Genomic DNA, 26,762 nt, shown 5'->3' with positions numbered 1-26,762 from the left:
AGGAACAATGGACTATGAACGCCTGATCGACGAAGAAACCTGGGCGTTCATACGCCGCACGGCCGAAAGCTATCCGGATGATGCGGTCGATTTGTCCATCGAGGACCAGCGTCGCGTCTATGACACGATGTGCGAGCAGTTTCGCCAACCGCGCCCTGCCGGTGTCGAAACCCAGGACCTGTACGCCGATGGCGTGCCGGTCCGCCATTATACCGCCGGACATCCGACCAGAACGGTCGTCTATTTTCATGGTGGTGGCTTTGTTGTTGGCGGGCTGGACAGCCATGATGATGTCTGTGCCGAGTTCTGTGCCCAAACGGGATACCGCGTCGTTTCAGTTGACTACAGGCTGTGCCCTGAACATGTGCATCCGGCGCAGTTCCAGGATTGCTGGACGGCTGTGAAATGGGCGGCGGCTGAGTATGGCGACCCGCTTGTTCTGGCCGGGGATAGTGCGGGAGGAAATCTGGCAGCAGCTATCGCCCACCATGCGCGCGGGCGGCTGGACAATATACTGGGGCAGGTGCTGATCTACCCCGGTTTTGGCGGAGACCAATCGCGCGGCTCATATCTTGAGCACGCCCATGCTCCTTTACTGACACTGGACGATATTAAATTCTACGAAACCGTCCGATACGCAGGTACCCCGCCTCAGGGCGATCCGACTTACGCGCCCTTACAGGACAATGATTTCTCGAAACTGCCGCCTACTGTTGTGATTACTGCTGATTGTGATCCGCTCCGTGATGACGGGAAGGACTATTGCGAGCGGATCAGCGCAGCTGGTGGTCTGGCCCATTGGATCAACGAACCTGGCCTTGTCCATGGGTACCTGCGCGCGCGAACCTCGGTAAAGCGCGCAGCAGACAGTTTCGAACGGATCTCGATCGCAATCGAAGCACTTGGGCAAGAAATCTGGCCCTACGACTGACGCCAGCCAGCTACTTCAGGAAAGGCTTAGCCTTCATCGTCTCTGCGAGGGGTGCACCCAAACGGTTCAGAATGGTCGGGGCCAATTGGATCTGGTCGATTACGGTTTCCGTGTCAGGCCCGTCGGCATCACCGAAGTAATACAGCGCGGTTTCCTGTTGCAGTGGGCTGCGCCCACCGTGGTGTCCGCGCTCGTCCTGACCGTGATCGGCGGTGACGATCACCTCATACCCTAGTTGGCGCCAGCGTGGGATGAACGGGGCCAGCATCTCGTCTGCAACAAAACAGGCATGATCCATTTCCTCGCAGTCGTGATAGAAACGGTGACCCATGCTGTCCAGTGTGCAGGTGTGCAGGATTCCATAGTCCAACCCAAAGCGCAGACACAGATTGGTCAGGGTCGCAAATAGATCGACGTCGGACGGGGTCATCTGATTGTCTTTGCCGTAACCGGTCATGCTGTGAAAGCGACCGTGATTGATGGTCTGGCTCTCTGGCTCGTCATATTCGACGTCCCGCACATAGTCGAACGGGTGACGGTTGAAGAACTGCGACCAAAAACTGTGCGTTACTGCCCCAGTCACGCCGCCGGCCTCACGTACCTGGCTAAAGATATCCTTGTGGCTCAGGCGAAAAACGTTGCCGTTTCCGGTGCAGCCGTGTTCTTGCGGGGTTACGCCCGTATGGATCGATGCATAGCAACTGGCCGAAGTTGAAGGCAGCACCGCGCGGTGCTTCCACACCCGAGCTTCGCCGCTGTCGACCCAGCCTTCGAGGTTGCCGAACAGGCGGCGGAAATTCCGGTATGGTACTCCGTCAAGGATGATCAATAGTAGTTTACGGTCCATGGTTCGGCCTTTTGATCTGAGTATTTCATGGGGACGATACGCGAGTTGAAACCACGCGCCTGTCAAATCGCGTCCCAAATAATAAATTCCCGACGTCAGCCAAGATGCAAAACGCCGGGAATCCATTTCTTCAAAGTGATGTTACAGGCGCAGAGATCAGTTCCCCGCGCTTTCCATTTTGCGATGGGCAACGACCTCTTCCAGCCAACCCAGATGCATCTCGGGCACCGAGCTCAGCAGCAGGTCTGTATAGTCGTCGAATGGCGGGCTGAGCACCTGGCTCTTTGGGCCATAGCGCGCCACGCGTCCCTGATACATCACCGCAATGCTGTCGCTGATCGCCCGAACCGTCGCCAGATCGTGGGTGATAAACAGGTAGGCCACATCCTCGATCTTCTGCAAATCCAGCAGCAGCTTGAGGATACCGTCCGCCACAAGCGGGTCGAGTGCCGATGTCACCTCGTCGCAGATGATCATCTTGGGCTTGGCCGCCAAAGACCGCGCGATACACACGCGTTGCTTCTGGCCACCGGACAACTCGGCTGGGTAACGGTCGATGAACTTCTCGCCCAACTCGATCTCGTCCAGCAACTCGACAACCCGTTTGCGTTTTTCGGCACCGCGCATGTTGAAGTAGAACTCCAGCGGGCGCCCGATGATCGTGCCGACGGTCTGGCGCGGGTTCATTGCCACGTCAGCCATCTGATAGATCATCTGCAACTCGCGCAGGTCCTCGCGGGATCGTCCGGCAAGATCAGGCGAAAGTTTGCGTCCGGCAAACGTAATCTCGCCATCGCGCGGCGGCAACAGGCCGGTGATCACCCGGGCGAGTGTCGACTTACCAGAACCGGATTCGCCCACAACTGCCAGCGTCTGCCCCGGATGAAGCTCGACATTGACGTTGTGCAGCACGTCGAAATTCAACCCCTTGTAACGTGCGGTGATACCGTCAACGCTCAACAGTGGTTCCGCTGTGGGCTGTTTTTCTTCGTGCTCGATCGAACGGACCGAGACCAGAGCTTGCGTGTACTCTTCCTGCGGGTTGTTGATGATCTGATCGGTTGACCCGTATTCAACCGTATTTCCCATCCGCAGAACCATGATTTCGTCGCTGACCTGCGCCACGACCGCAAGGTCGTGCGTGATGTAAAGAGCAGCAACACCGGTATCGCGAATGGCTTCTTTGATCGCCATCAGCACGTCGATCTGCGTGGTCACATCCAGCGCCGTGGTGGGTTCATCGAACACCACCAGATCGGGTTCAGGGCACAGCGCCAGCGCCGTCATGCATCGCTGCAACTGTCCGCCTGAAACCTGGTGCGGGTAGCGGTCACCGATATTATCCGGGTCGGGTAGACCTAGTTTGGCGAACAGTTCCCGCGCGCGGCCTTCGGCCTCTTTTCGCGAAAACTTCTTGTGCTCGACCGCAGCTTCTACAACCTGATCCATGATCTTCTTGGCCGGATTGAACGACGCGGCAGCGGATTGCGACACATACGCAACCTCACCCCCGCGCAGATTGCGGATATCGCCATGGGATGATTTCAGGATATCGCGCCCATTTACCCAAACCTCGCCGCCGGTGATTTCAACACCACCCCGGCCATAGGCCATGGAAGCGAGGCCGATGGTGGATTTCCCGGCACCGGATTCTCCGATCAGCCCCAGCACCTTGCCGCGTTCGAGGTCAAAACTGACCCCGTGCACGATTTCGATGTCATGGGGTTTCTCACCCGGTGGGTAAACGGTCGCACCGATCTTGAGGTCACGGACCTTGAGAAGGGTATCACTCATCCCCGACCTCCTTTCAGCGATGTGGTTCGGTTCAAGATCCAGTCAGCCACAAGGTTGACCGAAATCGCGAGCGTCGCGATGGCCACGGCGGGGTAGAGCGCTGCGCCAATGCCATACACGATGCCGTCCTTGTTTTCCTTCACGATGCCGCCCCAGTCGGCCAGCGGTGGCTGAACGCCCAGCCCCAGAAACGAAAGGGTCGAGATGAAGAGAACCATAAAGATGAACCGCAGCCCAAACTCGGCCACTAGCGGTGACAGGGCGTTTGGCAGGATTTCGCGGAAGATGATCCAGGCACGGCCCTCGCCGCGCAATTTGGCCGCCTCGACATAATCCATCACGTTGATGTCGACAGCAACCGACCGCGACAGGCGATACGGGCGGGTCGCGTCCAGAAGCCCCATCACCAGGATCAGGATCGGAACCGTCACCGGGACGATGGCCAGAATGACCAGCGCCAGGATCAGCGTCGGGATCGACATGACCAGATCAACTGCCCGGCTGAGCACCTGATCGGCCCAACCGCCCAGAACCGCAGCCAGCAAACCCAGCGACGTGCCGGTTACAAAGCTGAGGATCGTAGCCGCAGCAGCAATGAAGATGGTGGTGCGCCCGCCATAGATCATGCGTGTCAGTAGATCCCGACCGATATTGTCGGTGCCCAACAGGTGTTCGGCGCTTGATGGCTCCCACACATCGCCAACCACTTCGGCCATACCGTATGGTGCAATCAAAGGTGCGGCCAAGGCGACAAAGAAATAGAGACCTGTGAAAAACAGACCGATCATCGCCGAAATTGGAATATTCTTCATCATTTCGGATGCCTCAGTCTTGGGTTGGCCAGGATCGATACGATATCGGCCACCATGTTCAGCCCGATATAGACGGCGGCAAAGACCACACCACACGCCAGCACGACCGGCACGTCACGCTTGGTCACCGAGTCCACCAGGTATTGTCCCATGCCGGGATAAACGAACACCACTTCGACTACGACAACACCCACAACCAGATAGGCCAGGTTTAGCATCACCACGTTTACAATGGGTGAGATCGCGTTCGGAAAGGCATGTCGCGCAATGACCTGAAAGTTCGACAACCCCTTTAGTTCCGCCGTTTCGATATAGGCCGACTGCATCAGGTTGAGGATCGCTGCGCGGGTCATGCGCATCATCTGCGCCAGAACCACCAGTGTTAGCACGAATGCGGGCAACGCGATCGCATTGAGTTTTTGCCCAAATGACATCGAGTCATTGATCATCGCAAGCGAGGAAAACCAGCCCAGCTTTACCGAGACATAGTAGATCACCACATAACCGATCAGAAATTCGGGGATCGAAACCGTTGTCAATGTGATGGCAGAGATCAGCTTGTCTGGCCAGCGGTTGCGGTAGCGGACTGCCAGCAGGCCCAGAAAGATGGCAAGGGGAACCGAAACCACGGCCGCGGCGCATGCCAGAAACAATGTGTTGCCCAACCGTTTGCCAATGCTTTCAGCAATGTCGAGCTTGTTGGTCAGGGACTGACCCAGATCACCCTGAACGATACCGCCCAGCCATTCGAAATAGCGGGTCAGGGCAGGCCGGTTCAGGCCCATTTCTTCGCGAAGGTTTGCAAGGGCCTCTGGGGTTGCGGACTGCCCCAGGACGGCTTGCGCTGCGTCTCCGGGAAGGGCTTCGGTCAGGCCAAAAATCAGAGCCGAAGCGCCAAACAGCAATAGGAGTCCCAGCGCAAGGCGCTGGGAAACCAGTTTGATGATAGGATGCATGATCCGTGGCCCGTTTTAGACGAACCACATTTTGCGGGACATGTTGCCGTTCATCATCTCTTGGTTCGGGTCTGATTCCCAACCATCCAGCTGATTACTGACGCCTTCAACAAAGTTGTTGAACATCGGGCAAATCAAGCCGCCTTCGTCGCGGACCATACGGCCCATCTGGCTATAGATGCCTTTGCGCTTTTCTGCATCCAGTTCTGCACGCGCCGAAAACAACAGATCGTCAAAGGCCTGAACTTTGAAACGAGTGTCGTTCCAATCCGCAGTTGACAGGTAAGCGGTAGTATACATCTGGTCTTGTACAGGGCGACCACCCCAGTACGACGCACAGAAGGGCTGGACGTTCCAGACTTCGGACCAGTAGCCATCGTTGGGCTCACGTTTGATTTCCAGCGGGATACCAGCCTGAGCGGCCGTCTGCTGGAACAGAGCTGCGGCGTCGACAGCACCTGGGAAGGCACCATCTGCAACACGCAGGATAATCGGCGAGCCATCATGGCCAGACTTTTTGTAGTGCTCGGCCGCCTTTTCGACACTGAACTCGCGCTGCTCGATTGTTTCGTCAAACAGTGGGTAGGCCGCGTTGATCGGCATATCATTACCGATCGAACCGTAGCCTCGCAGAACCTTGTCTACCAGGTCAGCCCGATTGATGGCGTATTTCAGCGCGGTGCGCAGTTCATTGTTATCAAACGGTGCCGTGTCGCAATGCATGATGAAGACATAGTGACCGCGACCAGCGGTAGAATGTACGGTCAGGTTGGGTGCGCGGCCCAACAGGTCGGCAACTTTGGGTTCCACGCGGTTGACCGCGTGGACCTGTCCGGATTGCAGGGCAGCGGTACGCGCAGTTGCGTCGTTGATGACGATGACTTCGACACTGTCGAAATTGCCGTAATCGCTGTTCCAGTGGTTTTCGTTCTTTGTAAACAAGTGACGCACACCGGGTTCGTCAACTTCCAATTTGTACGGTCCAGTCCCGATACCTGCCCCCGGATTATCCATACCGCCATCAGGCTGAATGATCAGGTGGTAATCGGCCATCAGATAGGGCAGGTCGGCGTTTGGCTCGGTCAGGGTGACCTGGAAGTTGTCGCCGTCAGCTTTCATTGACTCAATGCCCTTCATGATGCCCAGGGCACCGGACTTGGAGTCTTCGTTCGAGTGGCGCTGCATGGTTTTCAGCACGTCTTCGCTGGTCATAGTCTTGCCGTTGTGGAATTCGACACCCTGACGCAGCTTGAAAGTCCAAACCTTAGCGTCGGCGCTGCCTTCAACGCTTTCCGCCAGACGCGGCTCGATCGAGCCGTCTGGTGCAACTTCAACAAGCTGGTCACCAAACTGTTTGCCGTTCTGGAAGGGAACCGAGCTTGCGTAGGTCGCTGGGTCCAGAGAGTTAGTCGATTCACCACCCTGAAGACCAAATTTCAAATCACCGCCCTTTTTCGGCCCAGCAGCCCGAGCGGCGTCCGCGAACATTGTGCTGGCCATCGCAGCCGAAACACCCAGAGCCGCGGCTTTCCCCATGAATTCGCGGCGGGTCATTTTTCCGGCTGTGACCTGACCGGCCATATGCGTGATTTGTTCGTTCATCGATTATTCTCCCTATCGAGTGGTTTTAACCCTTTTCGGGTTTTTGTTGACGCATGAGTCAACGTTGGCTTATTTCGGCGGACCGGGCAAGGGTATTTCTCCTAGATGCCGAAGGCCGAAGCGCAAGTAACCTTGTTTGGCGCGATGCCCTTTCCACAAGAATACTATGATACAATTCTGTTTCAGGCCAGTTTCCGAGCCTTTGCGGTACGGCGCGGTGCGATATGCGTCAATTCATCCACGTATTGCGACAACCAGGTCCATGACATTGGTGCCGGTTGGCCCGGTTGTCAGCAAGGCTTGGGCTTTTTCCAGAAACGATCCGCTGTCAGCATTTCGAAGGGCGGTTATCCCGCTTTCGCTCCATGTTGCGCCGGTAATGATTCCCCCTGCCGCATTGGTCGGCCCGTCTGTGCCGTCCGTTCCGCCGACAACAACTGTCAGGTTTGACTGCCCGGCAATCTCCTGCGCCAGCGCAAGTGCCAGTGCCTGGTTTCGTCCACCGCGCCCTGGGTGATCCGGCAAGACCACAGTCGGTTCCCCACCGAAGACCATCACGCCTTTTTCCATTCCGCGCAGCAGTTGGCCAAGATGTGCGGCGACCTTCAGATAGTCATCATGCAGCGCCTCTTCATTGGCCCAAACCTTTAGCCCAGCTGCTTCGGCGGCTTGCACAACCGCATTGCGGGCATGGGCGTTTGAGGCCACGATCCGAGTGGTGGCCCCAAATGTGTGGCTGGAAGGCAAAGCGCCGATACCCGATCCAATGACATTGAGGTCGTCGCCCGGTACATCCGAGATGGCCAGAACGGTCGCGCGCGCGCCCGCAAAGTGCGACAGTAACCCCCCGCCTTTGATGCGGGACAGTTTGCGCCGCTCAGCGTTCATCGCACCGATATCCATCCCCTCTGAAAGCAACTTGCGGTTCAATGCTTCGAGATCGCTCAGTGATTTTCCGGGCAAAAGGTCCTCGGCCAACGAAGACGCGCCACCCGACACCAGAAGCAGCACATGTGATCCGGGTTCCATCTGCTCCAGCGCAGCACGCAGAGCGCGCCCGCCTGCAAGGCTGCGGTTGTCCGGAACCGGGTGCGAGGCTTCGATCACCTCGACAGTGTCCGGCAAGTCACGGCCGTGATCGTCCTTGGTCACAACAAGCGTGGGAATCGTGCCGAACCGCGCCAACGCCGCCCGTGCCATGGCGGCGGCGGGCTTGCCTACGGCCAGAATACGGTCCGGTTTCGGGATGTCGTGCAGGGCGGCCTCGGTGGCGGTGTATCCGTCAACGGCCTCAACCCCGGCGCGCCAAAGTTGAACGGCTTGCTTTTCAGTATCCATCAAGTCTCCACCCAGATTGTGACCGGTCCGTCGTTGACAAGTTCAACGGCCATGTCGGCCCCGAATTGTCCAGTTTCCACCGCTACACCTTGCGCAGCAAGGTAGTTTGCGAAGGTATTATACAGATGCTCGCCAAGTTCGGGCGGTGCTGCAGTTGAAAACCCCGGCCTGTTACCGCTTGTTGTATCTGCCGCCAATGTAAACTGGCTGATCACCAAGGCTGACCCTTTTACATCCAGAAGCGAGCGGTTCATCTTGCCCGCATCGTCCTTGAAAATCCTGAGTCTGGCGGTTTTCCGGGCCAGTTTTTCAGCCTGGGCTTCATCGTCCCCCTGCATGGCGCAGACAAGAATCAAAAGCCCCGGACCGGATGCGCCAATGACATTGCCATCTACCGATACTTTGGCTTGCGAAACTCTTTGCAGCAATGCGCGCACGCGGTTCCCCCCCCTTGGCGATTATCTTGCCTGAGCGATGGTTTAGCCGCGCCAGTCGACAAAGTCACCCAGCGCGGCACGATCTGTGCGAAAGTTATTTGCGGGATGCTTTCTGTCTGAATACCCAAAGGAAATCGCGCACAGGATCAGGCGGTCTTCCGGGATCTGAAAATATCTGTGCAGGAACGGGCCATACGCAGCTAATGCGGCCTGAGGAATGGTTGCCACGCCCAACGCCTGCGCTGCCAGCGAGAAAGCCGTAACAAACCCTCCGCAATCCATTGCGCCATATGGCCCAAGTTCCGCCGGGCTTGAGACGATGGCGCAATGCGGTGCATCGAACAGAGCGAAATTGCGCATCATTTGTTGGGCCGATCCTGCCCGGTCCCCGCGTTCCACACCGACTGCTTCATAGAGCGCCCAACCGCACGCGCGGCGGCGGTCTTGATAGACGCCTGAATATGACGCGGGAAACGGAAGATCGGGGGCCGGTGCGCCTGTTTCCGCTTCGTTTTGCATCGCCGCGCGGAACCTGTCGGTCTCTGCGCCGCTTGTGATCACCAATTGCCACGGCTGCGCGTTACACCAGCTTGGGACCCGGGCCGCGCTGGCCACGATTTGTTCGATCTGCTCCTTTGGTACAGGGTCGGGCAGGAAGGCCCGGCAGGATTGGCGTTTCTCCAGAAGGTTATTCAGTTCTGCGAATGACACTAGCGCCTCGTTGTTATGTTCCGACCCTCAGGATGATCATGCCGCGCGAGATGTACAAGCAGTTGCTATTGCTGCCCGTTGGCTGCCAGATACCCGACAACCCCGGCAACAAGCAGGCCCAGAACAACGGCAATCGTGATCTTGATGGCTGACCAGGGACGTTCCCCCTGAACCCGCCCGGTTCGACCGTTCACCACAAATCGATAGGTCTGCCCGCGATATTTGTAAGCCGCCATCCAGATCGGCAGCAGAATATGTTTGAAGGTGACATCGCGCACCTCGGTGTCCACCGCGTGGATACGCTGCTTGTCACCCCCAATATCGAAGCGAACATCCCGTTCGATCACGCGCGCCATATGCGCGCGGGCCTCGGTATAGCCCTCATTTAGTTCAACTGTATATGCCTCGGCGCGAAATCCGGCGAGGTATTCTGGCTGGTAAGGTTCAAGTGCCGGCAGATCCCAAGGCTGCAACGCGTCAGTGTAAGCCTTGGGCAACGACTGCGAAGCCAGCACCAGGACATCGTCAAAAAAACGCGCAACACGACCCGATTTGGGCGACCAGCGCACCTTTGGTACTTGTTGCTGAACCCGTTTACCGTCCCGCATCACAGTGTGGGTTTCATAATAGATCACGCCGCGCTCACCACGGTAGGCGGATTTGGTGTCGGCATCAAAGGTCCAGTACGGCACATAAATGCCCTGCATCTTGCGGCCCTTGCGGGCATAGTCCTTCAGCCCGTTGGGCGCGAACCATAACCGCCCCAGCCAATCGCTCATCGCCTTATGCGCCTCGCGCTCGTCGAAAGCAAAAGGCAGAACGCCCTTCGGCTTGATATGCCGGTTCACGCCGGTGTCGGTTACCACCGGCGTGGCACAGAACGGGCATTCCGCAGCGTGCGTGTTGGGGTCGAATTCAACCTGGGCTGCGCAGTTCGGACAGGACAGAACGCGGGTCTGTTCCAGCTCGCTGTCAGGCAGACGGTCCGCAATGGCCGCGTCAAAATCCAGTTCGCGCAGGCTGGCACCTTGCCAGGGGCCCGATCCGATTGGTTCCGAATGACCACAATGATCACATGTCAGCGTACCATTGCTAGGGCTGAACCGATAATCCGCACCGCATTGCTGGCAGGGAAAGCGGTGCTCTGCAAAGTCAGGGGCGTGTGTCATACGTTACCCAATAGTGTCAGGTCAGATGGAGGAGTATCGCGTTTCGGTCAGGCCCCCGGCGGCGGTGGCGGCAGAATGGTGAACAGTTGCGCCAGTTCCTGCACGTCACCGGCCTTTTTCCAGCCGTCCTGGCCCGCGGTCCAGACATAAGTGTCGCGCGTCAGATCGCCCTCGCTGGCCATTCGGCCCATCCTGGCTTTGGAGTATGGGCCGCTGGTCTGCCCATCCACGGCGATATGCCAAACATGCTCGACCGGCGGCGGCGGGGCCGTATGAGCTGCCGGACGTGGGGCAGCGGGGGCGGGCGATCCCCACGGGCCGCTCGGCTGGCCCGCTGCCATGTTTGACATCTGCTGTGCCATCGCCATGCCCATTCCCATGCCAAGACCTGCGCCCATGCCACCGCCTTGGCTGGGGTTGCTGGCCGCAGCCGTCATTGCCTCTGCTGCGGAATACTGTGTGAATTTGCCCAGATCTCCGGCCAATCCCATCGAGGTCCGCTTGTCCAATGCGGCCTCGACCGCCGGAGGAAGCGAAATATTCTCGATGTAGAATTCCGGCATCTCCAGCCCATAGCCTTCCAACACCGGGGAAACTTCAGTCGCGATCAATTTGCCCAGATCAGCCGTGTTCGCCGCCATGTCCAATACAGGAATACCTGACCCCGAAATAACGCGGCTGAACTCCTGCACGATGATGTTGCGGACCTGAAAGCTGATCTCGCTCATGGTGAATTCGCCGTCGGTTCCGACGATTTCCACAAGGAACCTGGCCGGGTCTTTGACCCGAACGGTATAGGTACCATAGGCGCGTATGCGGGTCGGCCCGAACTCGGGGTCGCGCAGCATGATCGGGTTCTTGGTCCCCCATTTCAGGTCGTTGAACCGGGTCGTATTGACGAAGTAGATCTCGGACTTGAACGGCGACTGAAAGCCATGATCCCAGTGCTGCAACGTGGTCAGGATCGGCATGTTGTTGGTCTCTAGCATATAGAGACCTGGCGTGAACACATCCGCCAACTGCCCTTCATGCACAAATACGGCCGCCTGACCTTCGCGCACAGTCAGCTTGGCACCGTATTTGATTTCATGGCCTTCACGCTCGAACCGCCAGACCATGGTGTCGCGAGTGTCGTCAACCCAATGGATGACGTCAATGAATTCTCCGGTCAGAAAATCGAATATTCCCATTTGGGTTCTCCTGTCCTTGGTGTCAGAGCGGTTGCCCCATCATTTCCCGGGCTATGACATGCACGATGGGGCGGGCCTGATCGACTGTCACGCCGGGCTCCAGCCGCTTGTCATAAAGCATTGTCAGCAGTTTTTCGTCATGGCTCGTCAGCAGGGCAAACTCGTCATCATCATTGAAGATCGATGGGCGCGCTGCCGGGCTGTCGTTCGACAATCCCAGTCCCTGTGCGATTTCTTCGTGGATACAACTGCGACGGACCAGATCGGTCAGCTCGGCCCGGATCAACGCAACGGCGCGCACATATTTGTACGGAGACGCCGTTGTCGCCGAGGCAAAAACAAAACAATCGAAATTCGATCTCGGATTTGCGACCAGATCAAGCGAAGCCTGACTGATATTCGGGATCAGCTGTTTCAGTCGGGACACCACATAGGTGCTGTCGTCCTTGCCCGCGAAGAAGACGTGGAAGTTAGCGTTTCGGGAGACCACGGAAATCGGATGATCCGTCAGCCTCGCCAGGCGCGAGGCAAAGGATTGAACCCGTTCCGCATCTTGTTCCCGAACAGCGGGCAGCACGGAAGGCCCAAACTCGGTCTGGATGCGCACCGGCCCCGACCACCGGCTGAGTTGCCCGTCTGTCTGGCGGGAACCGATGGAAACGTTTTGGGTCGGATATTCGCTGTAGAACGCAATCGCTTCGAAATTTCGCGCCAGATCCTGGGCGTCATAAGGCGTATCGGGGCCGCCCCCGTCTGTCCGCAATAACCCCCGCACCAAAAGGTCGCGTTCGACACGCTGGTAAAACCGCGCCAGATCCTGACTTGCGGCAGATGGCGGTACATAGGCATTCGCCGCAACAGAAACAGGCGCCGGGCGCGCTTGTGGTGCAATCGAGGATGTCAGTGTTTCATCGCAATTGGCCAAAGCCAAAAACGCCGCCATCCCCAACCCCAGTTTCAGATATGTAATATCCCGCACGCCCAGTTCAGCCTCAGCCGGGGACAGCGGTTCCGGCGTTGTCGCCGGTCCCGTCTCGTCGCGCCTTGGCGGATGCCAGAGTGTCGCGCAGTTCCGCCTCCATCTTCTGCAGCTCGGCCTCGGCCGCGGCACGTTTGGCTTTTCCTTCATCCGCAATGGCCAGGCTTTCGTTGATGGTGCCGATCAGGTCTGCGTTGGCCTTTTTGACAGCTTCGATATCGAACACGCCGCGTTCCATTTCCTCGCGGATCATCTTGTTCGACTGGCGCAGATTGGCAGCATTCGAAGTCAAAAGCTCGTTGGTCAAATCGTTGGCGTCGCGCACCGCGGCAGCAGCTTCGGCGCTGCGCTGAATGGTGACGGCCTGTGCCAGTTGCGTTTCCCATAGCGGCACGGTGTTCACCAGCGTCGAGTTGATCTTTGTGACCAGCGACTTGTCGTTCTCCTGCACCAGCCGGATCGACGGAAGCGACTGCATCGTGACCTGACGGGTCAGTTTCAGATCGTGCACGCGGCGCTCCAGATCGTCACGCGCGGCGCGCATGTCACGCAGTTCCTGTGCTTTCATCACCTGTTCTTCTTCTGGCGCGGCCTGAACGGCGGCTTCCCTTTCGGGGATGTCATGGCTGTCCAACTCGGTCAGCTTTTCTTCACCCGCCGCGATATACAGCGCCAGTTCATCGTAGAAACCCAGAGTTTTCTCGTACAGCAGGTCCAGCGATTTGATGTCCTTGAGCAGTGTATGTTCATGTCCCAGAAGATCGTCAGTAATGCGGTCGATCTGCCCCTGAACTTCTTCGAACTGAGCGGTGAATTTCGCAAATGGTGCGGCTCTGCCCAGCAGCCTTTCCCACCAGCTACGCTCGCGGCGCACGTCCAGCTCACTGACCGAAAATCCGCGGATCGTGGTCACGATATTGCGCAGGCTGTCACCTGCCGGGCCAACATCCTTGTTGCGCACATCCGCAAGCATGGCCTGACTGATTTCCTGCAATTCGGCCTGAGCGGAAGACCCGAAAGCAACAATCGAATTGGTGTTGCCCATGTCGATCTCGTCCATGCGCTTGCGGATCTCGGCACTCACGGGTTCATCGGCTTCTTCAAGCGAGATGACCTCGGCCTTTGGTTCGGGCAGGGCAACTGCGGTGACTTCCTGCACCAGTGTTTCGGCCTGAGCCGCCTTGTTCTTGATCTCATCGGACATGGGGATGTTCCTCGCTCAAATAATGGCCGGTCAGTCCAACCGGACGCCTTCGCGCTGCAATCTTTCGCGCAGCACGTCGATTTCGACCGTCAGATCACTGCGGTCATCCAATAGCATTTTCCGCGTACGCGCGGCGAAATTCTGTTCCAGATCATCCAGCAAGGCGACGTAGTCTGTCATCGCCTGCGCATCACGGGTCCGGGCGTAAACATCGGCAAACTTGACCGTCGCATCACGCGCGCCCTGTAGATAAACCGTCATGTATTTTCGCGCGCCCGCCAGATCGCGGGGGTCTTCCTCGACCGTTCGAAAAAGGTCACGTGCGGTGTCCTGAAACCGTTCCAGACGGGCTTCGATCCGGCGATCACCCGCGCGTTTGATGGCGTCCGTCATCTCGGAAAGACGGTTTTCCGCATCCTCAACGACCCGGGCAACGCGATCTTGCTGAAAGGTGTCAATTCCTTCCATGCCCTTGTCCTTCATCGGGTCAAACCCGAAGGAGGCCGAATGCAGCACCGTTGCTGCCACGCCGAACAAGACGGGGGCTAGCAGGCTGACTTGCGATACCGCTTCCGCATTCAGAAACTCGGTCCGGTAGGACGCAAGAGCGGCGCCCAGACCTGTCAGAAGGCTGGCAAAGATTTTACGGGGAAACGCAGGCCGGCGGGCAGCCTTACGGGCGTTAAACGCGGCTTCGGCCCGCAGACCTTCGCGCAGCAAGAACGCAGCTGCCGTCAGCAGGCCAGCTGCGATCAGACCTATGGTCATGCCAATCGCGCCGTCGTTCAGCGACAGAAACACCAATGGGATGGCCGGTATGAACAGGACATTGGCACGCGCACCCGCAGGTTCAACCCGTGCGCCATCGAATTGCCCACGGGGCTGAAGAGTGTCGCCGGACGTATCATCCTGAGGGCTGTATTTGCCGCCAAATCGCTTTGCCATGCGTTACAAGCCCCCAAGCACGCCTGTGCACACGCCAAACAAGAGCACCAGCAATACGGCGTAGGCGAATTTTTGCACTCCGCTTCCGGACATCACGCTCCCCAATTTGCAGCAATCACAGAAAATTTAGGGGATACGCAGGCTTGGCGCTAGGGGGAAGGTTGCCGAACCTGCATCACTTGCGGGGATTCTTGCCGATGGGCGGGCGTTTTCTTTGTGGTCGCGTCGGGCGTTTGGGGGCCGCTTCGGGTTTGGCATCCGAATCCAGCCCAAGTTGATCGCGCATAACGCGGCGGCGGATTTCTTCGACTTCGCCTGGCTTCAGATTGCCCAATTGGAACGGGCCGTATGAAACCCGCAACAAACGGTTCACACTAAAACCGATATCTTCCATGGCCCGACGGATTTCTCGGTTCTTTCCTTCGCGCAGACCGATGGTCAGCCAGGCATTGGCCCCTTGCTGGCGATCCAGCGTGACGGTCATCGGCTGGAACCGCTCTCCCTCAATCACCAGACCTTTGCGCAGAGGTTCGAAATCTTCGTCTTTCGGGCGGCCGTTTACCCGCACACGGTATTTGCGCAACCAGCCGGTCGCGGGCAGTTCAAGCTTGCGCTTGATAGCACCGTCATTAGTCAGCAGCAGCAGACCTTCGGAATTCAGGTCAAGCCGGCCAACGCTCATCACCCGAGGCATGTCTTCGGGAAGCTTGTCGAAAATCGTATCGCGCCCTTTTTCGTCGCGGGTTGTCGTAACCAGCCCAGCGGGCTTGTGATACAGCCACAAGCGCGAGGGTTCCGGTTCCGAGACCGGTTTGCCGTCGACCACGATCTTGTCTTTCGCCGTCACGTTCAGGGCGGGGCTGTCGATGGTCTTGCCATTCACGGCCACGCGGCCAGCTTCGATCATGCGCTCGGCCTCGCGCCGCGACGCGACGCCAGCGCGGGCCAGGACTTTGGCGATCCGGTCGCCGGGAGGAGGGGTCTTGTTCATGTCTGGGCCATACCCTATCCCGCGCGCTTGCGAAAGGCAGGTTTCTGATGCAGTCAGGGGCATGGTATTCAAATCGCATATGGAACAGGCGCTGCGTGAGGCGCGCGCAGCAGCGGATCGCGGCGAAGTGCCCGTTGGCGCGGTCATTGTCGGGCCGGATGGCTCTGTTGTGGCGCAGGCAGGAAACCGGACGCGTGAGTTGAACGATCCTACTGCGCATGCAGAAATCTTGGCTTTGCGCGCGGCCTGTGCCTATGCCGGATCTGAAAGACTGCCCGGATTTGATATCTATGTGACACTGGAACCCTGCGCCATGTGTGCAGCGGCACTGGCGGCCGCGCGCATCCGGCGCGTTTACTATGGGGCGTCCGATCCCAAATCCGGCGGCGTGGCCCATGGCGCGCGGGTTTTTTCCCACCCGCAAGCACATCACAAGCCCGAGGTCTATGACGGCATAGCCGCCAAAGAATGTGAAAACCTGCTGCTGGATTTTTTCGCGGAAAAACGAATAGAAAAATGACCGTGATCTGACAGGACGGCCACTGTCAGTTCCAGTCCAGGCGATACACTGTCTGCTGCCCGCCGAACCCTTTCAGTGCGACCGATTTTGGCGAGCTGAACCTCAGACCGCCCTCCGGGCTGACCAGCAATCTGGTCACGTCGGTGACATGAATTTCATTCGGGCCACTTACGTCTGTCACGCGCGCGGCCTTATTGACGACGGACCCGAAGAAATCCTCATCTTTCTGTATGACGTCGCCGGTATGAATTCCAATCCGCAGACCCAGAGGTGTTTCGGAATTTGCCAATGCGTTCTTTCTTTGCAGCTCGATTGCTGCCTGAATCGCATCCTGGACCGTCGGGAAGATCGACATCGTGCCATCCCCAAGGGATTTGACCAGCCGTCCCTGATGGGTTTGGATAAGGTGTTCAGCCAGATCAAAATGGCCGGAAATAAGCTGGGCCCATTTTTTGTCACCCAAGTGCCAGGTGATATCTGACGACCCGACAATGTCAGTGAACATGACCGAAGCGGTTCCCTCGGTCTGATCCTGTGTGAACTCCTGTTTTGCGGCTTCGATCAGTGCATTCAACACCGAATGCTCGATGCCGATCTTTTCCATGTTCGAGGTCGGGTTAGACACATGCAGCTGCACCATTTTCCAGACGCCGTCTTCCAGATGCAGAACAAATGTAAAGCGGTGCCAGGCTGAATTGCCGTTCGAATGAAAGGTCAGCGTCGCTTCGCAAAATGCCCAGCCTACATCCCCACATTCAAACGCTTCCAGCGAATGTTCCTGCCAGTCATAGTCCGGGATTTCGTTGGTGTGATCGGCGAAGCCACGCCGAAACACCTGCCCGGACCATGCCTCTTCATCCGCCGAGCCCTGATACCGCAGGTGTTCCGAGGATGACAGCATATTGACCAGCGCAGCCCGATCCTTGTCATGAACGGCCTGATTCCATCGCCGTACAACTGCGATCAGTTCCGGTGAAGGGACAATGTCGCTGGTCATATCATCCCTACAGCTTTATCGCCTGCATAACTTGCGGTTCGATGACGTCTACACCCGGCAAAGCACGTGCCAGCGCCTGAGCGGATTGCTCAAGAATCGGGAAGGTCTTGTAGTGGCAGGGAATTACCGTCTTGAAGTTGAAGTATCTTTTGGCGGCGTAGGCGGCAGCTTTCATATCCATGGTGAAATGCCCGCCCGCTGACAGGATGCCGATATCGGGTTTGTAGTAATCCCCCATCCAGTCCATGTCGGCCATGATGTCGGTATCACCTGAAACATAAAGCATGCGCCCCTCGGCACTGATCATGAAGCCGACCTCGCTGCCGCCTGTGCGCAGGCCGTCCGGTGTCGAAAAGGTCGAGCTGTGAGAGGCCGGGACCATTGTTACCTTGACCCCGTTCAGGTTGACCGTGCCGCCCTTGTTGAAACCAATGGTCTCGATGCTTTCGGCTTCGGCCCAGTACCCCATCAAGTCATATTGTCCCACAACCGGAATCTTCAGGTGTTTGGCCAAAGGCAGAACGTCGACGACATGGTCAAAATGCGTATGGGTCAGAAGGATGTGGGTGGCGCCATCAACGGCGGCGTCATGCTGTTCCTCAGGCAAGACCGGGTTGCCGGTCAGCCAGGGGTCGATTAGCAGCACCTGTCCCTGGGTTTCGATACGGAAACTTCCATGGCCCAACCAGATAATGTTCATAATTATTTCCTCCCAATCATTCTGTTGGCGGCAGCCTAACATCGGATAAGTAAATTTCCATGGATTGGTTTCGTGAAATAGACGGGTACTGCGAGCGGCTGTCTCCAGCCTACTGGGCCGAGCCCGTTAACGCGGTCACAAACGCTGCTTTTCTGATTTGCGCATGGGTCATGTGGCGGCGCGTGCGCAATCAGAACATGCCGATGGCCAAGGTTTTGGTGGCGCTTCTGGCGATCATCGGGTTTGGCAGTTACCTGTTCCACACGCATGCGCAGGTATGGGCGGCTTTGGCGGATGTCGCGCCCATACTGTTGTTCATATTGGTCTATATTTTTGCGGTGAATAAAGACATCTGGAGGATGCCTTTGGGGGTGGCGTTCGGGGGAATGCTTCTTTTTCTTCCCTATGCGACGGCTGCTGTCCCACTGTTCCAACAGGTTCCGGGGCTTGGAGGGTCGGCGGTTTATGCGCCAGTCCCTTTGCTGATCCTGATCTATGCTGTTCTTTTGCGCGGCCGTGATCCGATTCTGGCCAAAGGAATGACAATCGGGGCGTTGATCCTGATCCTGTCGATAACTTTCCGTGCCCTCGATATGCGTTTCTGCGGCCAATGGCCGGTGGGGACACATTTCATGTGGCATCTCCTGAATGCCATTTTGCTGGGCTGGATGATCGAAGTGTATCGAGCGGCCCTCATCAGGGGCCGCGTCACCCAAACTCGTGGATCATGAGCATATGGCGCGGAGGCCTGTCGTTACCAACCTTAAGACTTATTATTCGGTCGATGAAACGGCGTTGGCCTTTTCTCAGTCTTGAAAGGCTGCGGCCAGATGATCCGGCAGGTCGAATTCGCTTATAACCCGTGCGCGGCCCTCGGGCGACATCTTGCGGGCAGTCTTTTCAACAATGCTCTGGATTTTCTCGGCCGAGTGTTTCGCCGCAAAGGGTTGGAAATACCATTTCAGAAACACAAAGCAGATCACATCTTCCAGCGCCTGCACCTCTGCATCGCGTTTGATGCCTTGCTTGCGCAACATGCGACCCGCGGCTTCGGCCTGCTCAGTGTCATAGCCTTCTTGGGTCATCAAACTCATCACCACGTCCGCGTGGTGTACACCTTGCGCCTTGCGCCAGGCCAGATAACCCGCCCGACCTTCCGGGAATTCATTGCGGGCAAGTTTCCACCGCTCCACATGTTGACCACGCGCCGCAATCTGCAAGGCGTCGGACGCGCCCGGAAACAGGCGGTCAAGCTCTGCGCTCATGCGCTCGCCGTAAAGCTGCGCTTCGGGGCGGCCATCATCGCGGTTGGGGTCATTTGCATTCGCCGCATCGATGGCATCCAGGACCGCTTGTTTTTGCGTGTTCATCAGCTGCTCCACTTGCTTGTCAGAACCGCAAGTGCCTTATGCAGTTCCCTTTTGGTATTTGCAGCAATGCTAACGACTCGCTTTGGGCTGTGCACCCTCGAATATGCGTTTTGGCCGGGTCGGAGAGGGGAAATCCGACCCAGCCGGAACCTGCGCATCACTTTGCAGGTTTAACCTTGTCCTGAGTGACCGGTTCCGTCACGGGCGAGGGGAAGGTCAAAGTGCGTGTCAGGTTGCTTGTGTCGATACCCAAGGCCATGGCCGGTGCGGCCAAAAAGGTGGCGGACAAGACTGCGGCAATCATCAGGGGTTTCATGTTTTTCTCCGGTTTGCGTTGTGTCGCGCAACTAGAAATGAACAGTACAGTTCAGTTTTCAAGGACAATATTGAACTAATTAGTTTACTTTTTTGCATACCACTCATTCAGTTTTGAATGGCGGGTGTCATGCGGTGGATCTCAAACTCGGGACGGCCCATGGCGCAGCGGTCTTGCGACTGCCGCAACAGACAGGTAAACGCCCCATAACGTAGATGAGGGAAGCCGATGTCGATTGACCAAAGCACCGCCGCCAAAGTGGCCAAACTGGCCCGGATCAAGGTCGAGGATGACGCGCTGCCGGCGCTGGCATCCGAGTTCAACACCATCCTCGGGTTCATCGAACAGCTGAACGAAGTGGATGTCGAAGGTGTCGAGCCGATGGTCTCGGTCACGCCGATGCGGCTGAAACGCCGTAAGGACGAGGTAACCGACGGCAACCAGCAGGGCAAGGTGCTGGCCAACGCCCCTGACGCCCGCGAAGGGTTCTTCGCAGTTCCCAAAGTGGTGGAGTAAGACATGAGCGAGCTGAACAAACTGGGTCTGGCCGAGGCGCGCGATGCGCTGCGCTCAGGTGACGTCACTTCTGTCGAGCTGACCGACGCCTGCCTGAAAGCCATTGACGAGGCAGATGCGCTGAACGCCTTTGTCCACAAGACACCCGAACTTGCAATGGAGCGCGCCAAGGCTGCGGATGAGCGGATCCAGCGTGGCGACGCACCGTCGATGTGTGGCCTGCCGATCGGCATCAAGGATCTGTTTTGCACCAAGGGTGTGCCCTCGCAGGCGGCGTCGAAAATCCTGGAAGGGTTCAAGCCGGAATACGAATCCACCGTTTCTCAGCAACTGGCCGACGCAGGCGCGGTGATGCTGGGAAAACTGAACATGGACGAATTCGCCATGGGATCGTCCAATGAAACATCGACCTATGGCAATGCGGTCAGCCCGTGGCGCCGTGGCAACGATGATGCGCAACTGACACCGGGCGGCTCGTCTGGCGGGTCTGCGTCTGCCGTGGCTGCTGATTTGTGCCTGGCTGCGACAGGTACCGACACCGGAGGCTCGATCCGCCAGCCTGCGGCCTTCGTTGGCATCACGGGCATCAAACCCACCTATGGTCGTTGCTCGCGGTGGGGTATCGTCGCCTTTGCGTCCTCGCTGGATCAGGCAGGACCAATGACCAAGAACGTGCGTGATGCAGCGATCATGCTGGAAACCATGTGCGGGCATGACCCCAAGGATTCGACCAGTGCCGAACTGGCGGTCCCAAATTTCGAGGACATGCTGACCGGTGACATCAAGGGCAAGAAGATCGGTATCCCGAAAGAGTACCGTATGGAGGGTATGCCCGCCGAGATCGAAAAACTCTGGGCCGATGGCGCAGCGATGCTGAAAGCCGCGGGGGCCGAGATTGTCGATATCTCGCTTCCGCACACCAAATACGCGCTGCCCGCCTATTACGTGATTGCCCCGGCCGAGGCATCTTCGAACCTCGCCCGCTATGACGGTGTTCGCTATGGTCGCCGTGCACAGCTCGCGCAGGGCGATGGCATCACCGAGATGTACGAAAAGACCCGCGCCGAAGGTTTTGGCCCCGAGGTGCAGCGCCGCGTGATGGTCGGCACATATGTGCTGTCCGCAGGTTTCTATGACGCCTATTACAATCGCGCGCGCCGGGTCCGGACCCTGATCAAGAAAGACTTCGAAGACGTGTTCGCCGCAGGCATCGATGCCATTCTGACACCGGCAACCCCTTCGGCGGCTTTCGGTCTGGGGGAAATGACCGAGGCGGACCCTGTTCAAATGTACTTGAACGACGTCTTTACGGTTACCGTGAACCTCGCTGGCTTGCCCGGTATCTCGGTCCCCGCAGGGCTGGATGCACAAGGTCTTCCCTTGGGGTTGCAGCTGATCGGGCGCCCGTGGGAAGAAGGTGACTTGCTCAACACCGCTTATGCGCTGGAAACCGCAGCCGGTTTTGTGGCCAAGCCCGGCAAATGGTGGTAAGCCTTCGGGCAAGTGAATTACTGAAGACGGAGCCAAACAATGCGTGTTTTGCTTTTGGTCCCGGCCCTGACACTGGCTGCGGCCTGCACCAATGTCGCGCCGTTGACCAGCACGGGTTTCAACACGCCTGAATATCAGGCGCAGCGCGAGGCTCAATTGGCGGGCCAGGGCGGGGCGGTCAATCCGCTGCTGGCTCCGGTCGATGTTTCCCAGCAACCACTGGGCACACCGGGATCATCGACCTTTGCAACAGGTGAGAATGCGGACATCGCCAACCAGACCGCCGCAGCGTTGGCCAGCACGTCCGGGCAATCCTCGGTCTCCGCGTCGCCGTCTTCCGGCTCCAACAGCAGCGCAATCTCTGACGAGCAGGACTTCGCAGCCGTGTCCGAGAGGCGCAGCATCCAATCCGATGCCGCCCGGATTGAGCAAAACCGCCAGACCTACAAAGTCGTCGCTCCAACCGCCGTGCCTGAGCGCACGGCGAGCGGCCAACCGAATATCGTACAATATGCGCTGAGCACCTCCAATCCGGTGGGCACACAACTCTACAGCCGTTCCGGTTTCAACCTGCAAGCCAAGTCACAGCGGAACTGCGCGCAATTCCCGTCACCGGATCAGGCTCAGATCGAATTCCTGTCCAACGGCGGTCCGCAACGTGACCGCAAGGGTCTGGACCCGGATGGCGACGGCTATGCCTGTGGCTGGGACCCCAGCCCGTTCCGCAGTGCCGTTAACAACTGACGCCTTAACGCCGATCTGGCATCCGTCTCCGAATTTCGGCAAGCGCCGGGGCGGGATGGTGCCATCCTTGATCGTGATCCACTATACGGCCATGGACGGTGCGCAGGCGGCTCTGGATCGCCTATGCGACCCGGCTTCCGAAGTTTCGGCTCATTACCTGATCGGGGGTGATGGCACCCTGTGGCAAATGGTGCGTGAAGAAGATCGCGCCTGGCATGCCGGCGCAGGGGAATGGGACGGCAAGGACGACATCAACTCGCGCTCGGTTGGGATTGAACTGGATAACACCGGCAAACATCCGTTCTCGCAGCCGCAAATGGCGGTGCTGGAACAGTTGTTGCCCCTGATCATGACCCGCTGGTCCATTGCGTCGTCCGGGGTCATTGGGCATTCCGATATGGCGCCCGGCCGTAAATGCGATCCTGGGCCGCGCTTCGACTGGAACAGGCTCGAAAAGCAAGCGCTGGCCAAACCGCGCGGCACAGGAGTTGATCCGATGTCACCCGATGCAGAAGCATTTCGCGCCTCTGCTCGGATGGCAGGTTTCACCGCCCCCGTGGACGATGCAAAACTGCTGGCCGCTGTCCGATTGCGATTTCGCCCCTGGGCGAAAGGTCCGCTGGACATGGCGGATATGAATGCGGTCACCCCGTCGGACACAACAACCTGATCCGCTCTTCATCTGGCCAAAAATATCCCGGGGTTGAATTGGCCGCAGGCCAAGAAGGGGCTGGCCCCTTCTCGGACCTGTCAGCTCTTGACGCCGCAGACCGCAAAGCCTACCCAGCCCAGGCGCGGAGGGCCGGATGGCCGCTGGGGCGTATGCCCGAGAGGAAAGTCCGGACTCCACAAGACAACGGTGCCGGGTAACGCCCGGGCGGGGCAACCCGACGGAAAGCGCCACAGAAATCAGACCGCCCAGGGCCTCGGCCCCGGGTAAGGGTGAAACGGTGGGGTAAGAGCCCACCGCGCCGCTGGCAACAGTGGCGGCACGGCAAGCCCCACCGGGAGCAATGCCAAATAGGGTCCCCGCGCGGGCCGGTCGGCGCAAGCCGATACCGCCGCTAAGCGCGTCTTGGCCGAGAGGGACCGGGTTGGCAGCTTGAGCCGTGCAGCAATGCACGGCCTAGAGGAATGGTCATCGAAGGGGGCAACCCCGGAACAAGATCCGGCTTACAGGCCCTCCGCGCGTATCTACTTATCCTCCGGGCGGCGTGTAGGTCCCCGCCAATCTTGCGGCTTTCTCAGTGACCGAAACGAACTCGTCCGCAGTCCAGGCTCGAACCGTTTCTATGTTCGTGACCGCACCCGATGCCGCGACCGCCATGCCGACCGCCACAGCATCTGTTCCGTCTGGCGCTTCGCTGATCACGACCACGTCATTGCTGCCGGTTGTCATGTAGAAGGACAGCAGTCGACCGCCGACTTTCTCCAGCAATGCTTTCACTGGGCCGGTTCGGTTCTCGGGCTTTTGCAACATGCCTTTGACACCAGCTTGCGAGTAAGTTGCGTAGGTAATGAAAACAGGCATTGGTACCTCCTTTTTAACGAGAAATCACAGGGCCTTTCAGTCAGCCGCCCCGGGGGCCGTCTTGCGTCAGATGCCGGAGATCAGCGGTGCCGCGATGTGCCAAAGACCTGCGCCGATAAGCGCCACACCTGACACCGGCACCAGCCACCGGGCTGTCGGCAGAAGCTTTTCCAGCGCAACATAGGCGGCAATGCCAACGATCCAGTAGAGGTTCATGATTCCACCGACGAAAAGCAGCAACATCAGAGCCCAGCAACAGCCCAGGCAATACGTGCCGTGCAGGGCTCCGGTTCTGAGTGCGCCGAAGGGTCCGGGCCGGTTGTGACCGGCCAGAAACCTTGCAGGGCTCTGGCAGTGACGAAGGCACGCATTCTTCAAACTTGAAAACTGATAGAATCCGGCAGCCAGCAGAACACATCCCGCGAAGGGGCCAGAGCGGATTGTCATCATCGGCCCGCTCGACAGCCCGATATGTTCCAACCCCCACTGCAATGCCGTTGCAGTCAGGCTGAACGCAGCCCAGGTCACCAGATAGCCCAACAGGAAACACAGGCCGAACGTTGCGGCGCGGTCTTTCTCAGGGCCCATGCGCTTTGTCGCTGCAAACAAAAGCACGGCTGGCGCGGCACTTGGGGTCATCATGGCAATCATCATGATCCACCACATCAGGAAGATGAGCAGAGTGTAACCGAGGCTCCAGGCGGTTGCGGAACCCATCTGCATGGGCTCCCCAACCGGGCCTGCCATGCGGGTCATTTCGACCGCAGACATTTTCATCCCGACGCCGGCAACTGTGTACCAGGTGGCAGCAAGAATGATCAGAAGGACGCTGCCCAACACGATTGCATTGTCCTGCCTCAACAGCCGCTCAATCGCCCCGGCAGGGGCTGTCGCACTCTGTCTGGTCATGAGAGGGTCTCCGGCTACGCGCCCAGAACACCGTGACCCGAGAGGTTCAGATGTGCGAGATGGGCGTGCGTGGCATCAAAGGTAAGGCTGATTTCGCCGCCCGTTGTTTTGGCCGACCCCGAGGCAGCCTCGGCGTGGCGGTACTCAAAGCCGTTCGGCAACTGGATCGATGCCCTGTGCGCGGCGCCCGATACGATATGTGGAATCGGGCTGACCTCGACGTCGAAGACCCCCGGAACATTGGCGTAGCCGCTACGATCATCGCGGTTCCAGTTCAATTCGATTGGGACAAAAAGCGTATCATATTTCGTCGGGGCCATCGCACTGTAAACGTACCACATGGTCGCCATTTCATCGGTGTCTTCGCCGGTCATGATGGCCTGCAATGCTGCGCGCTGTTCGGCTGTAGCACTTTCGTCAATGATCAGTTGCATCTGACCATTGCCTTCGTGGATCGGTCCCGGCCAGTGATAAACACCTGCTGCCCGCAAACCGGCCAGATCAGTATCGCCATAATGCCCGCTTTCGATGTCGAAAACGACAACAGCCTCGCAATTTCCGTGTGATGGAAGAACGCTGAATTGGCAGGGACAGCCGAAATTGCAATTACAATTGGCCAGTTCTTCGCCCTGAATAACCCATTCTGTCATGATAGCCCCCCAAGAAAAGCTGCGTAAAACAACACTGCTCCGCGCGGGCATTACCTGTTCACACTGCCTTGGTCGTCGAGCCTGAAGTTGGCCTCTTGGACGTATCAGTTGCGGCAAACCTATCACGATATCGTGATATGTACAAACTTACTCACTGTCTTTTGGTCCTCATCGGCTTGGAAATTCAGTCCGGAATCCCGTGGGGGTTGAACGTGGTATTCGCCTTTGCATTCCTTTGATAGAATTGGGGCATATTTTGAAAAACCGGGAGAATTGTCATGAGCTTTATGAAGACACTTGCGTCCGTTGCCGTTGGATTCGCGGCCGCGAAGGGGCTAGAAAAATACCAGAAAATGGGCGGAATGGCTGGCTTGCAGGACATGATGCAAGGCGCAGGTGGTGGCCTTGGTATGGAACAGCTCGGCAAGATGGCCGAACAGTTCGGCCTTCCCGGAGGTGCGACAGGCCTTCAGGACATGATGGGTAAGATGGGGTTGGGGGGCAGTTCCGCCGGTGCCGCCGGTCTTGGCGGGCTTTTGAATGCGATGCAGGGGGCGGCCAGAACGGGCAGTCAGCAGACCACCGACATGATGGAGACCGTGTTTGGCGAAACACCAGCCGGTGCCGCGATGGAAGCTCAGGCCAAGCTCATGTTGCGGGCGATGATTCAGGCGGCCAAGGCAGACGGCGAGCTGGACGAGCACGAGAAAGAAACGATCCTCGGAGAGTTGGGCGATGACATCAGTGACGAGGAACGCGCATTTGTGCAGGAACAACTGAACGCACCCGTCGATGTCATGGGCCTGGCAGCTGATTCTGGGGCGCCTCTCAGAACGCAGATTTATGCGACATCTCTGGCGGCAATACGGTTGGACAACGATCGCGAGGCCGCATATTTGCGGCAATTGTCCACTGCGCTGGGTCTTTCGGACAGTGAAAGAGACCAGATTCACAGCTATATGGGTGCACCAACGTTACCGGGTTAAATCTGTGCCCGATTCCTGGGCTGGGATCGTCCGATTGGCCTTGACATGCACAGCGTAGCGCGTAAAAGCGCACGCTCATAGGAATTCAACCGAAAGGCCCCTGCCTTTCCGGACGCAGGAGATAAC

29 protein-coding genes and 1 other RNA gene are annotated in these 26,762 nt (G+C 58.1%); 9 read left to right on the top strand and 21 right to left on the bottom strand.

The annotated features are described in order from the left end of the window. Positions 1–7: 7 nt before the first annotated feature. Entirely contained in the window at positions 8–931 is a 924-nt protein-coding gene (locus ACR0DS_RS02475) for an alpha/beta hydrolase (protein WP_480545785.1), read from the top strand. Between the two features lie 10 nt (positions 932–941). Here ACR0DS_RS02475 and ACR0DS_RS02470 read toward each other — a convergent pair whose 3' ends face one another. The 14 genes from ACR0DS_RS02470 to ACR0DS_RS02405 form a co-directional block, all read right to left on the bottom strand. Further along, the gene (locus ACR0DS_RS02470) at positions 942–1,778 is read right to left on the bottom strand and encodes an alkaline phosphatase family protein (RefSeq protein ID WP_480545784.1); all 837 of its coding nucleotides are present in this window, start codon (positions 1,776–1,778) and stop codon (positions 942–944) included. Between the two features lie 156 nt (positions 1,779–1,934). Continuing rightward, positions 1,935–3,572 (bottom strand): ABC transporter ATP-binding protein, encoded by a 1,638-nt coding sequence (locus ACR0DS_RS02465; protein ID WP_480486416.1) that lies wholly within the window; start codon positions 3,570–3,572, stop codon positions 1,935–1,937. After that, positions 3,569–4,384, bottom strand: coding sequence for an ABC transporter permease (locus ACR0DS_RS02460; protein WP_209504928.1), 816 nt, complete (start codon positions 4,382–4,384; stop codon positions 3,569–3,571). The genes ACR0DS_RS02465 and ACR0DS_RS02460 overlap by 4 nt, the downstream gene beginning before the upstream one ends. Beyond that, positions 4,384–5,340 (bottom strand): ABC transporter permease, encoded by a 957-nt coding sequence (locus ACR0DS_RS02455; protein ID WP_209504642.1) that lies wholly within the window; start codon positions 5,338–5,340, stop codon positions 4,384–4,386. The genes ACR0DS_RS02460 and ACR0DS_RS02455 overlap by 1 nt, the downstream gene beginning before the upstream one ends. A 15-nt stretch (positions 5,341–5,355) precedes the next feature. Next, the gene (locus tag ACR0DS_RS02450; RefSeq protein ID WP_480482037.1) at positions 5,356–6,942 is read right to left on the bottom strand and encodes an ABC transporter substrate-binding protein; all 1,587 of its coding nucleotides are present in this window, start codon (positions 6,940–6,942) and stop codon (positions 5,356–5,358) included. Positions 6,943–7,176: 234 nt separating this feature from the next. Continuing rightward, a complete protein-coding gene (locus tag ACR0DS_RS02445) occupies positions 7,177–8,280 on the bottom strand; it encodes a glycerate kinase type-2 family protein (protein WP_480557675.1) in 1,104 nt (367 codons plus the stop codon). Then, the gene (gene dtd / locus ACR0DS_RS02440) at positions 8,280–8,717 is read right to left on the bottom strand and encodes a D-aminoacyl-tRNA deacylase (RefSeq protein WP_480475727.1); all 438 of its coding nucleotides are present in this window, start codon (positions 8,715–8,717) and stop codon (positions 8,280–8,282) included. The genes ACR0DS_RS02445 and dtd overlap by 1 nt, the downstream gene beginning before the upstream one ends. A gap of 42 nt (positions 8,718–8,759) precedes the next feature. Then, entirely contained in the window at positions 8,760–9,428 is a 669-nt protein-coding gene (locus tag ACR0DS_RS02435) for a nitroreductase (protein ID WP_480557673.1), read from the bottom strand. Between the two features lie 65 nt (positions 9,429–9,493). Then, positions 9,494–10,597: a TFIIB-type zinc finger domain-containing protein gene (locus ACR0DS_RS02430; protein ID WP_480545782.1), complete on the bottom strand. Its 1,104-nt coding sequence runs from the start codon at positions 10,595–10,597 to the stop codon at positions 9,494–9,496. 47 nt (positions 10,598–10,644) lie between these two features. Beyond that, positions 10,645–11,787, bottom strand: coding sequence for an SPFH domain-containing protein (locus tag ACR0DS_RS02425; RefSeq protein WP_480557671.1), 1,143 nt, complete (start codon positions 11,785–11,787; stop codon positions 10,645–10,647). 22 nt (positions 11,788–11,809) lie between these two features. After that, a complete protein-coding gene (locus tag ACR0DS_RS02420) occupies positions 11,810–12,730 on the bottom strand; it encodes a DUF2927 domain-containing protein (RefSeq protein ID WP_480482348.1) in 921 nt (306 codons plus the stop codon). A gap of 49 nt (positions 12,731–12,779) precedes the next feature. Beyond that, on the bottom strand, positions 12,780–13,970 hold the full coding sequence (locus tag ACR0DS_RS02415) for a toxic anion resistance protein (protein WP_267365964.1): 1,191 nt from the start codon (positions 13,968–13,970) through the stop codon (positions 12,780–12,782). Positions 13,971–14,000: 30 nt separating this feature from the next. Continuing rightward, entirely contained in the window at positions 14,001–14,915 is a 915-nt protein-coding gene (locus tag ACR0DS_RS02410; RefSeq protein ID WP_267365963.1) for a 5-bromo-4-chloroindolyl phosphate hydrolysis family protein, read from the bottom strand. Positions 14,916–15,090: 175 nt separating this feature from the next. Continuing rightward, on the bottom strand, positions 15,091–15,906 hold the full coding sequence (locus ACR0DS_RS02405) for a pseudouridine synthase (protein ID WP_267365962.1): 816 nt from the start codon (positions 15,904–15,906) through the stop codon (positions 15,091–15,093). Between the two features lie 61 nt (positions 15,907–15,967). On the opposite strand from ACR0DS_RS02405, the gene ACR0DS_RS02400 reads away from it, so the two are divergent. Then, complete coding sequence (locus ACR0DS_RS02400; RefSeq protein ID WP_480482026.1) at positions 15,968–16,426, top strand: nucleoside deaminase; 459 nt, start codon at positions 15,968–15,970, stop codon at positions 16,424–16,426. A gap of 25 nt (positions 16,427–16,451) precedes the next feature. Here the strand turns inward: ACR0DS_RS02400 and ACR0DS_RS02395 are convergent, their stop codons facing one another. Both ACR0DS_RS02395 and ACR0DS_RS02390 read right to left on the bottom strand, forming a co-directional pair. Next, a complete protein-coding gene (locus tag ACR0DS_RS02395) occupies positions 16,452–17,423 on the bottom strand; it encodes an adenylate/guanylate cyclase domain-containing protein (RefSeq protein ID WP_480557669.1) in 972 nt (323 codons plus the stop codon). A gap of 7 nt (positions 17,424–17,430) precedes the next feature. Then, positions 17,431–18,123, bottom strand: a complete 693-nt coding sequence (locus ACR0DS_RS02390) for a metal-dependent hydrolase (RefSeq protein WP_480557667.1) — start codon at positions 18,121–18,123, stop codon at positions 17,431–17,433. 59 nt (positions 18,124–18,182) lie between these two features. On the opposite strand from ACR0DS_RS02390, the gene ACR0DS_RS02385 reads away from it, so the two are divergent. Then, a complete protein-coding gene (locus tag ACR0DS_RS02385; protein WP_480557665.1) occupies positions 18,183–18,854 on the top strand; it encodes a ceramidase domain-containing protein in 672 nt (223 codons plus the stop codon). Positions 18,855–18,929: 75 nt separating this feature from the next. Here ACR0DS_RS02385 and ACR0DS_RS02380 read toward each other — a convergent pair whose 3' ends face one another. Together ACR0DS_RS02380 and ACR0DS_RS02375 are read right to left on the bottom strand one after the other, a co-directional pair. Continuing rightward, positions 18,930–19,493, bottom strand: a complete 564-nt coding sequence (locus tag ACR0DS_RS02380) for a DUF4202 domain-containing protein (protein ID WP_480557663.1) — start codon at positions 19,491–19,493, stop codon at positions 18,930–18,932. Between the two features lie 157 nt (positions 19,494–19,650). Further along, positions 19,651–19,809: a hypothetical protein gene (locus ACR0DS_RS02375; RefSeq protein ID WP_209504628.1), complete on the bottom strand. Its 159-nt coding sequence runs from the start codon at positions 19,807–19,809 to the stop codon at positions 19,651–19,653. 228 nt (positions 19,810–20,037) lie between these two features. On the opposite strand from ACR0DS_RS02375, the gene gatC reads away from it, so the two are divergent. From gatC to rnpB, 5 genes are all read left to right on the top strand, one after another. Then, a complete protein-coding gene (gatC, locus tag ACR0DS_RS02370) occupies positions 20,038–20,325 on the top strand; it encodes an Asp-tRNA(Asn)/Glu-tRNA(Gln) amidotransferase subunit GatC (RefSeq protein WP_267365979.1) in 288 nt (95 codons plus the stop codon). A 3-nt stretch (positions 20,326–20,328) separates the two neighbouring features. Continuing rightward, entirely contained in the window at positions 20,329–21,816 is a 1,488-nt protein-coding gene (gene gatA, locus ACR0DS_RS02365) for an Asp-tRNA(Asn)/Glu-tRNA(Gln) amidotransferase subunit GatA (RefSeq protein ID WP_480486398.1), read from the top strand. A gap of 39 nt (positions 21,817–21,855) precedes the next feature. Beyond that, positions 21,856–22,560: a hypothetical protein gene (locus tag ACR0DS_RS02360; RefSeq protein WP_480486396.1), complete on the top strand. Its 705-nt coding sequence runs from the start codon at positions 21,856–21,858 to the stop codon at positions 22,558–22,560. Beyond that, the gene (locus ACR0DS_RS02355) at positions 22,511–23,230 is read left to right on the top strand and encodes an N-acetylmuramoyl-L-alanine amidase (protein WP_480492639.1); all 720 of its coding nucleotides are present in this window, start codon (positions 22,511–22,513) and stop codon (positions 23,228–23,230) included. The genes ACR0DS_RS02360 and ACR0DS_RS02355 overlap by 50 nt, the downstream gene beginning before the upstream one ends. A 124-nt stretch (positions 23,231–23,354) precedes the next feature. Next, positions 23,355–23,752, top strand: an RNA gene (rnpB, locus tag ACR0DS_RS02350) — RNase P RNA component class A. Positions 23,753–23,758: 6 nt separating this feature from the next. Here rnpB and ACR0DS_RS02345 read toward each other — a convergent pair. From ACR0DS_RS02345 to ACR0DS_RS02335, 3 genes are all read right to left on the bottom strand, one after another. Further along, entirely contained in the window at positions 23,759–24,091 is a 333-nt protein-coding gene (locus ACR0DS_RS02345; RefSeq protein WP_209504623.1) for a GYD domain-containing protein, read from the bottom strand. 66 nt (positions 24,092–24,157) lie between these two features. After that, positions 24,158–25,000, bottom strand: coding sequence for a DUF2182 domain-containing protein (locus tag ACR0DS_RS02340; RefSeq protein ID WP_480557661.1), 843 nt, complete (start codon positions 24,998–25,000; stop codon positions 24,158–24,160). A gap of 14 nt (positions 25,001–25,014) precedes the next feature. After that, positions 25,015–25,650, bottom strand: a complete 636-nt coding sequence (locus ACR0DS_RS02335; protein ID WP_480482006.1) for a DUF1326 domain-containing protein — start codon at positions 25,648–25,650, stop codon at positions 25,015–25,017. Positions 25,651–25,928: 278 nt separating this feature from the next. Here ACR0DS_RS02335 and ACR0DS_RS02330 point away from each other — a divergent pair, with 278 nt between their 5' ends. Next, positions 25,929–26,636 (top strand): DUF533 domain-containing protein, encoded by a 708-nt coding sequence (locus ACR0DS_RS02330; RefSeq protein ID WP_209504620.1) that lies wholly within the window; start codon positions 25,929–25,931, stop codon positions 26,634–26,636. Positions 26,637–26,762: the final 126 nt, after the last annotated feature.

The organism is Ruegeria sp. AF5 (assembly GCF_056541905.1).
The sequence above is the reverse complement of the archived record's forward strand: the minus strand, read 5'-3'. Positions and strand labels throughout refer to the sequence as shown.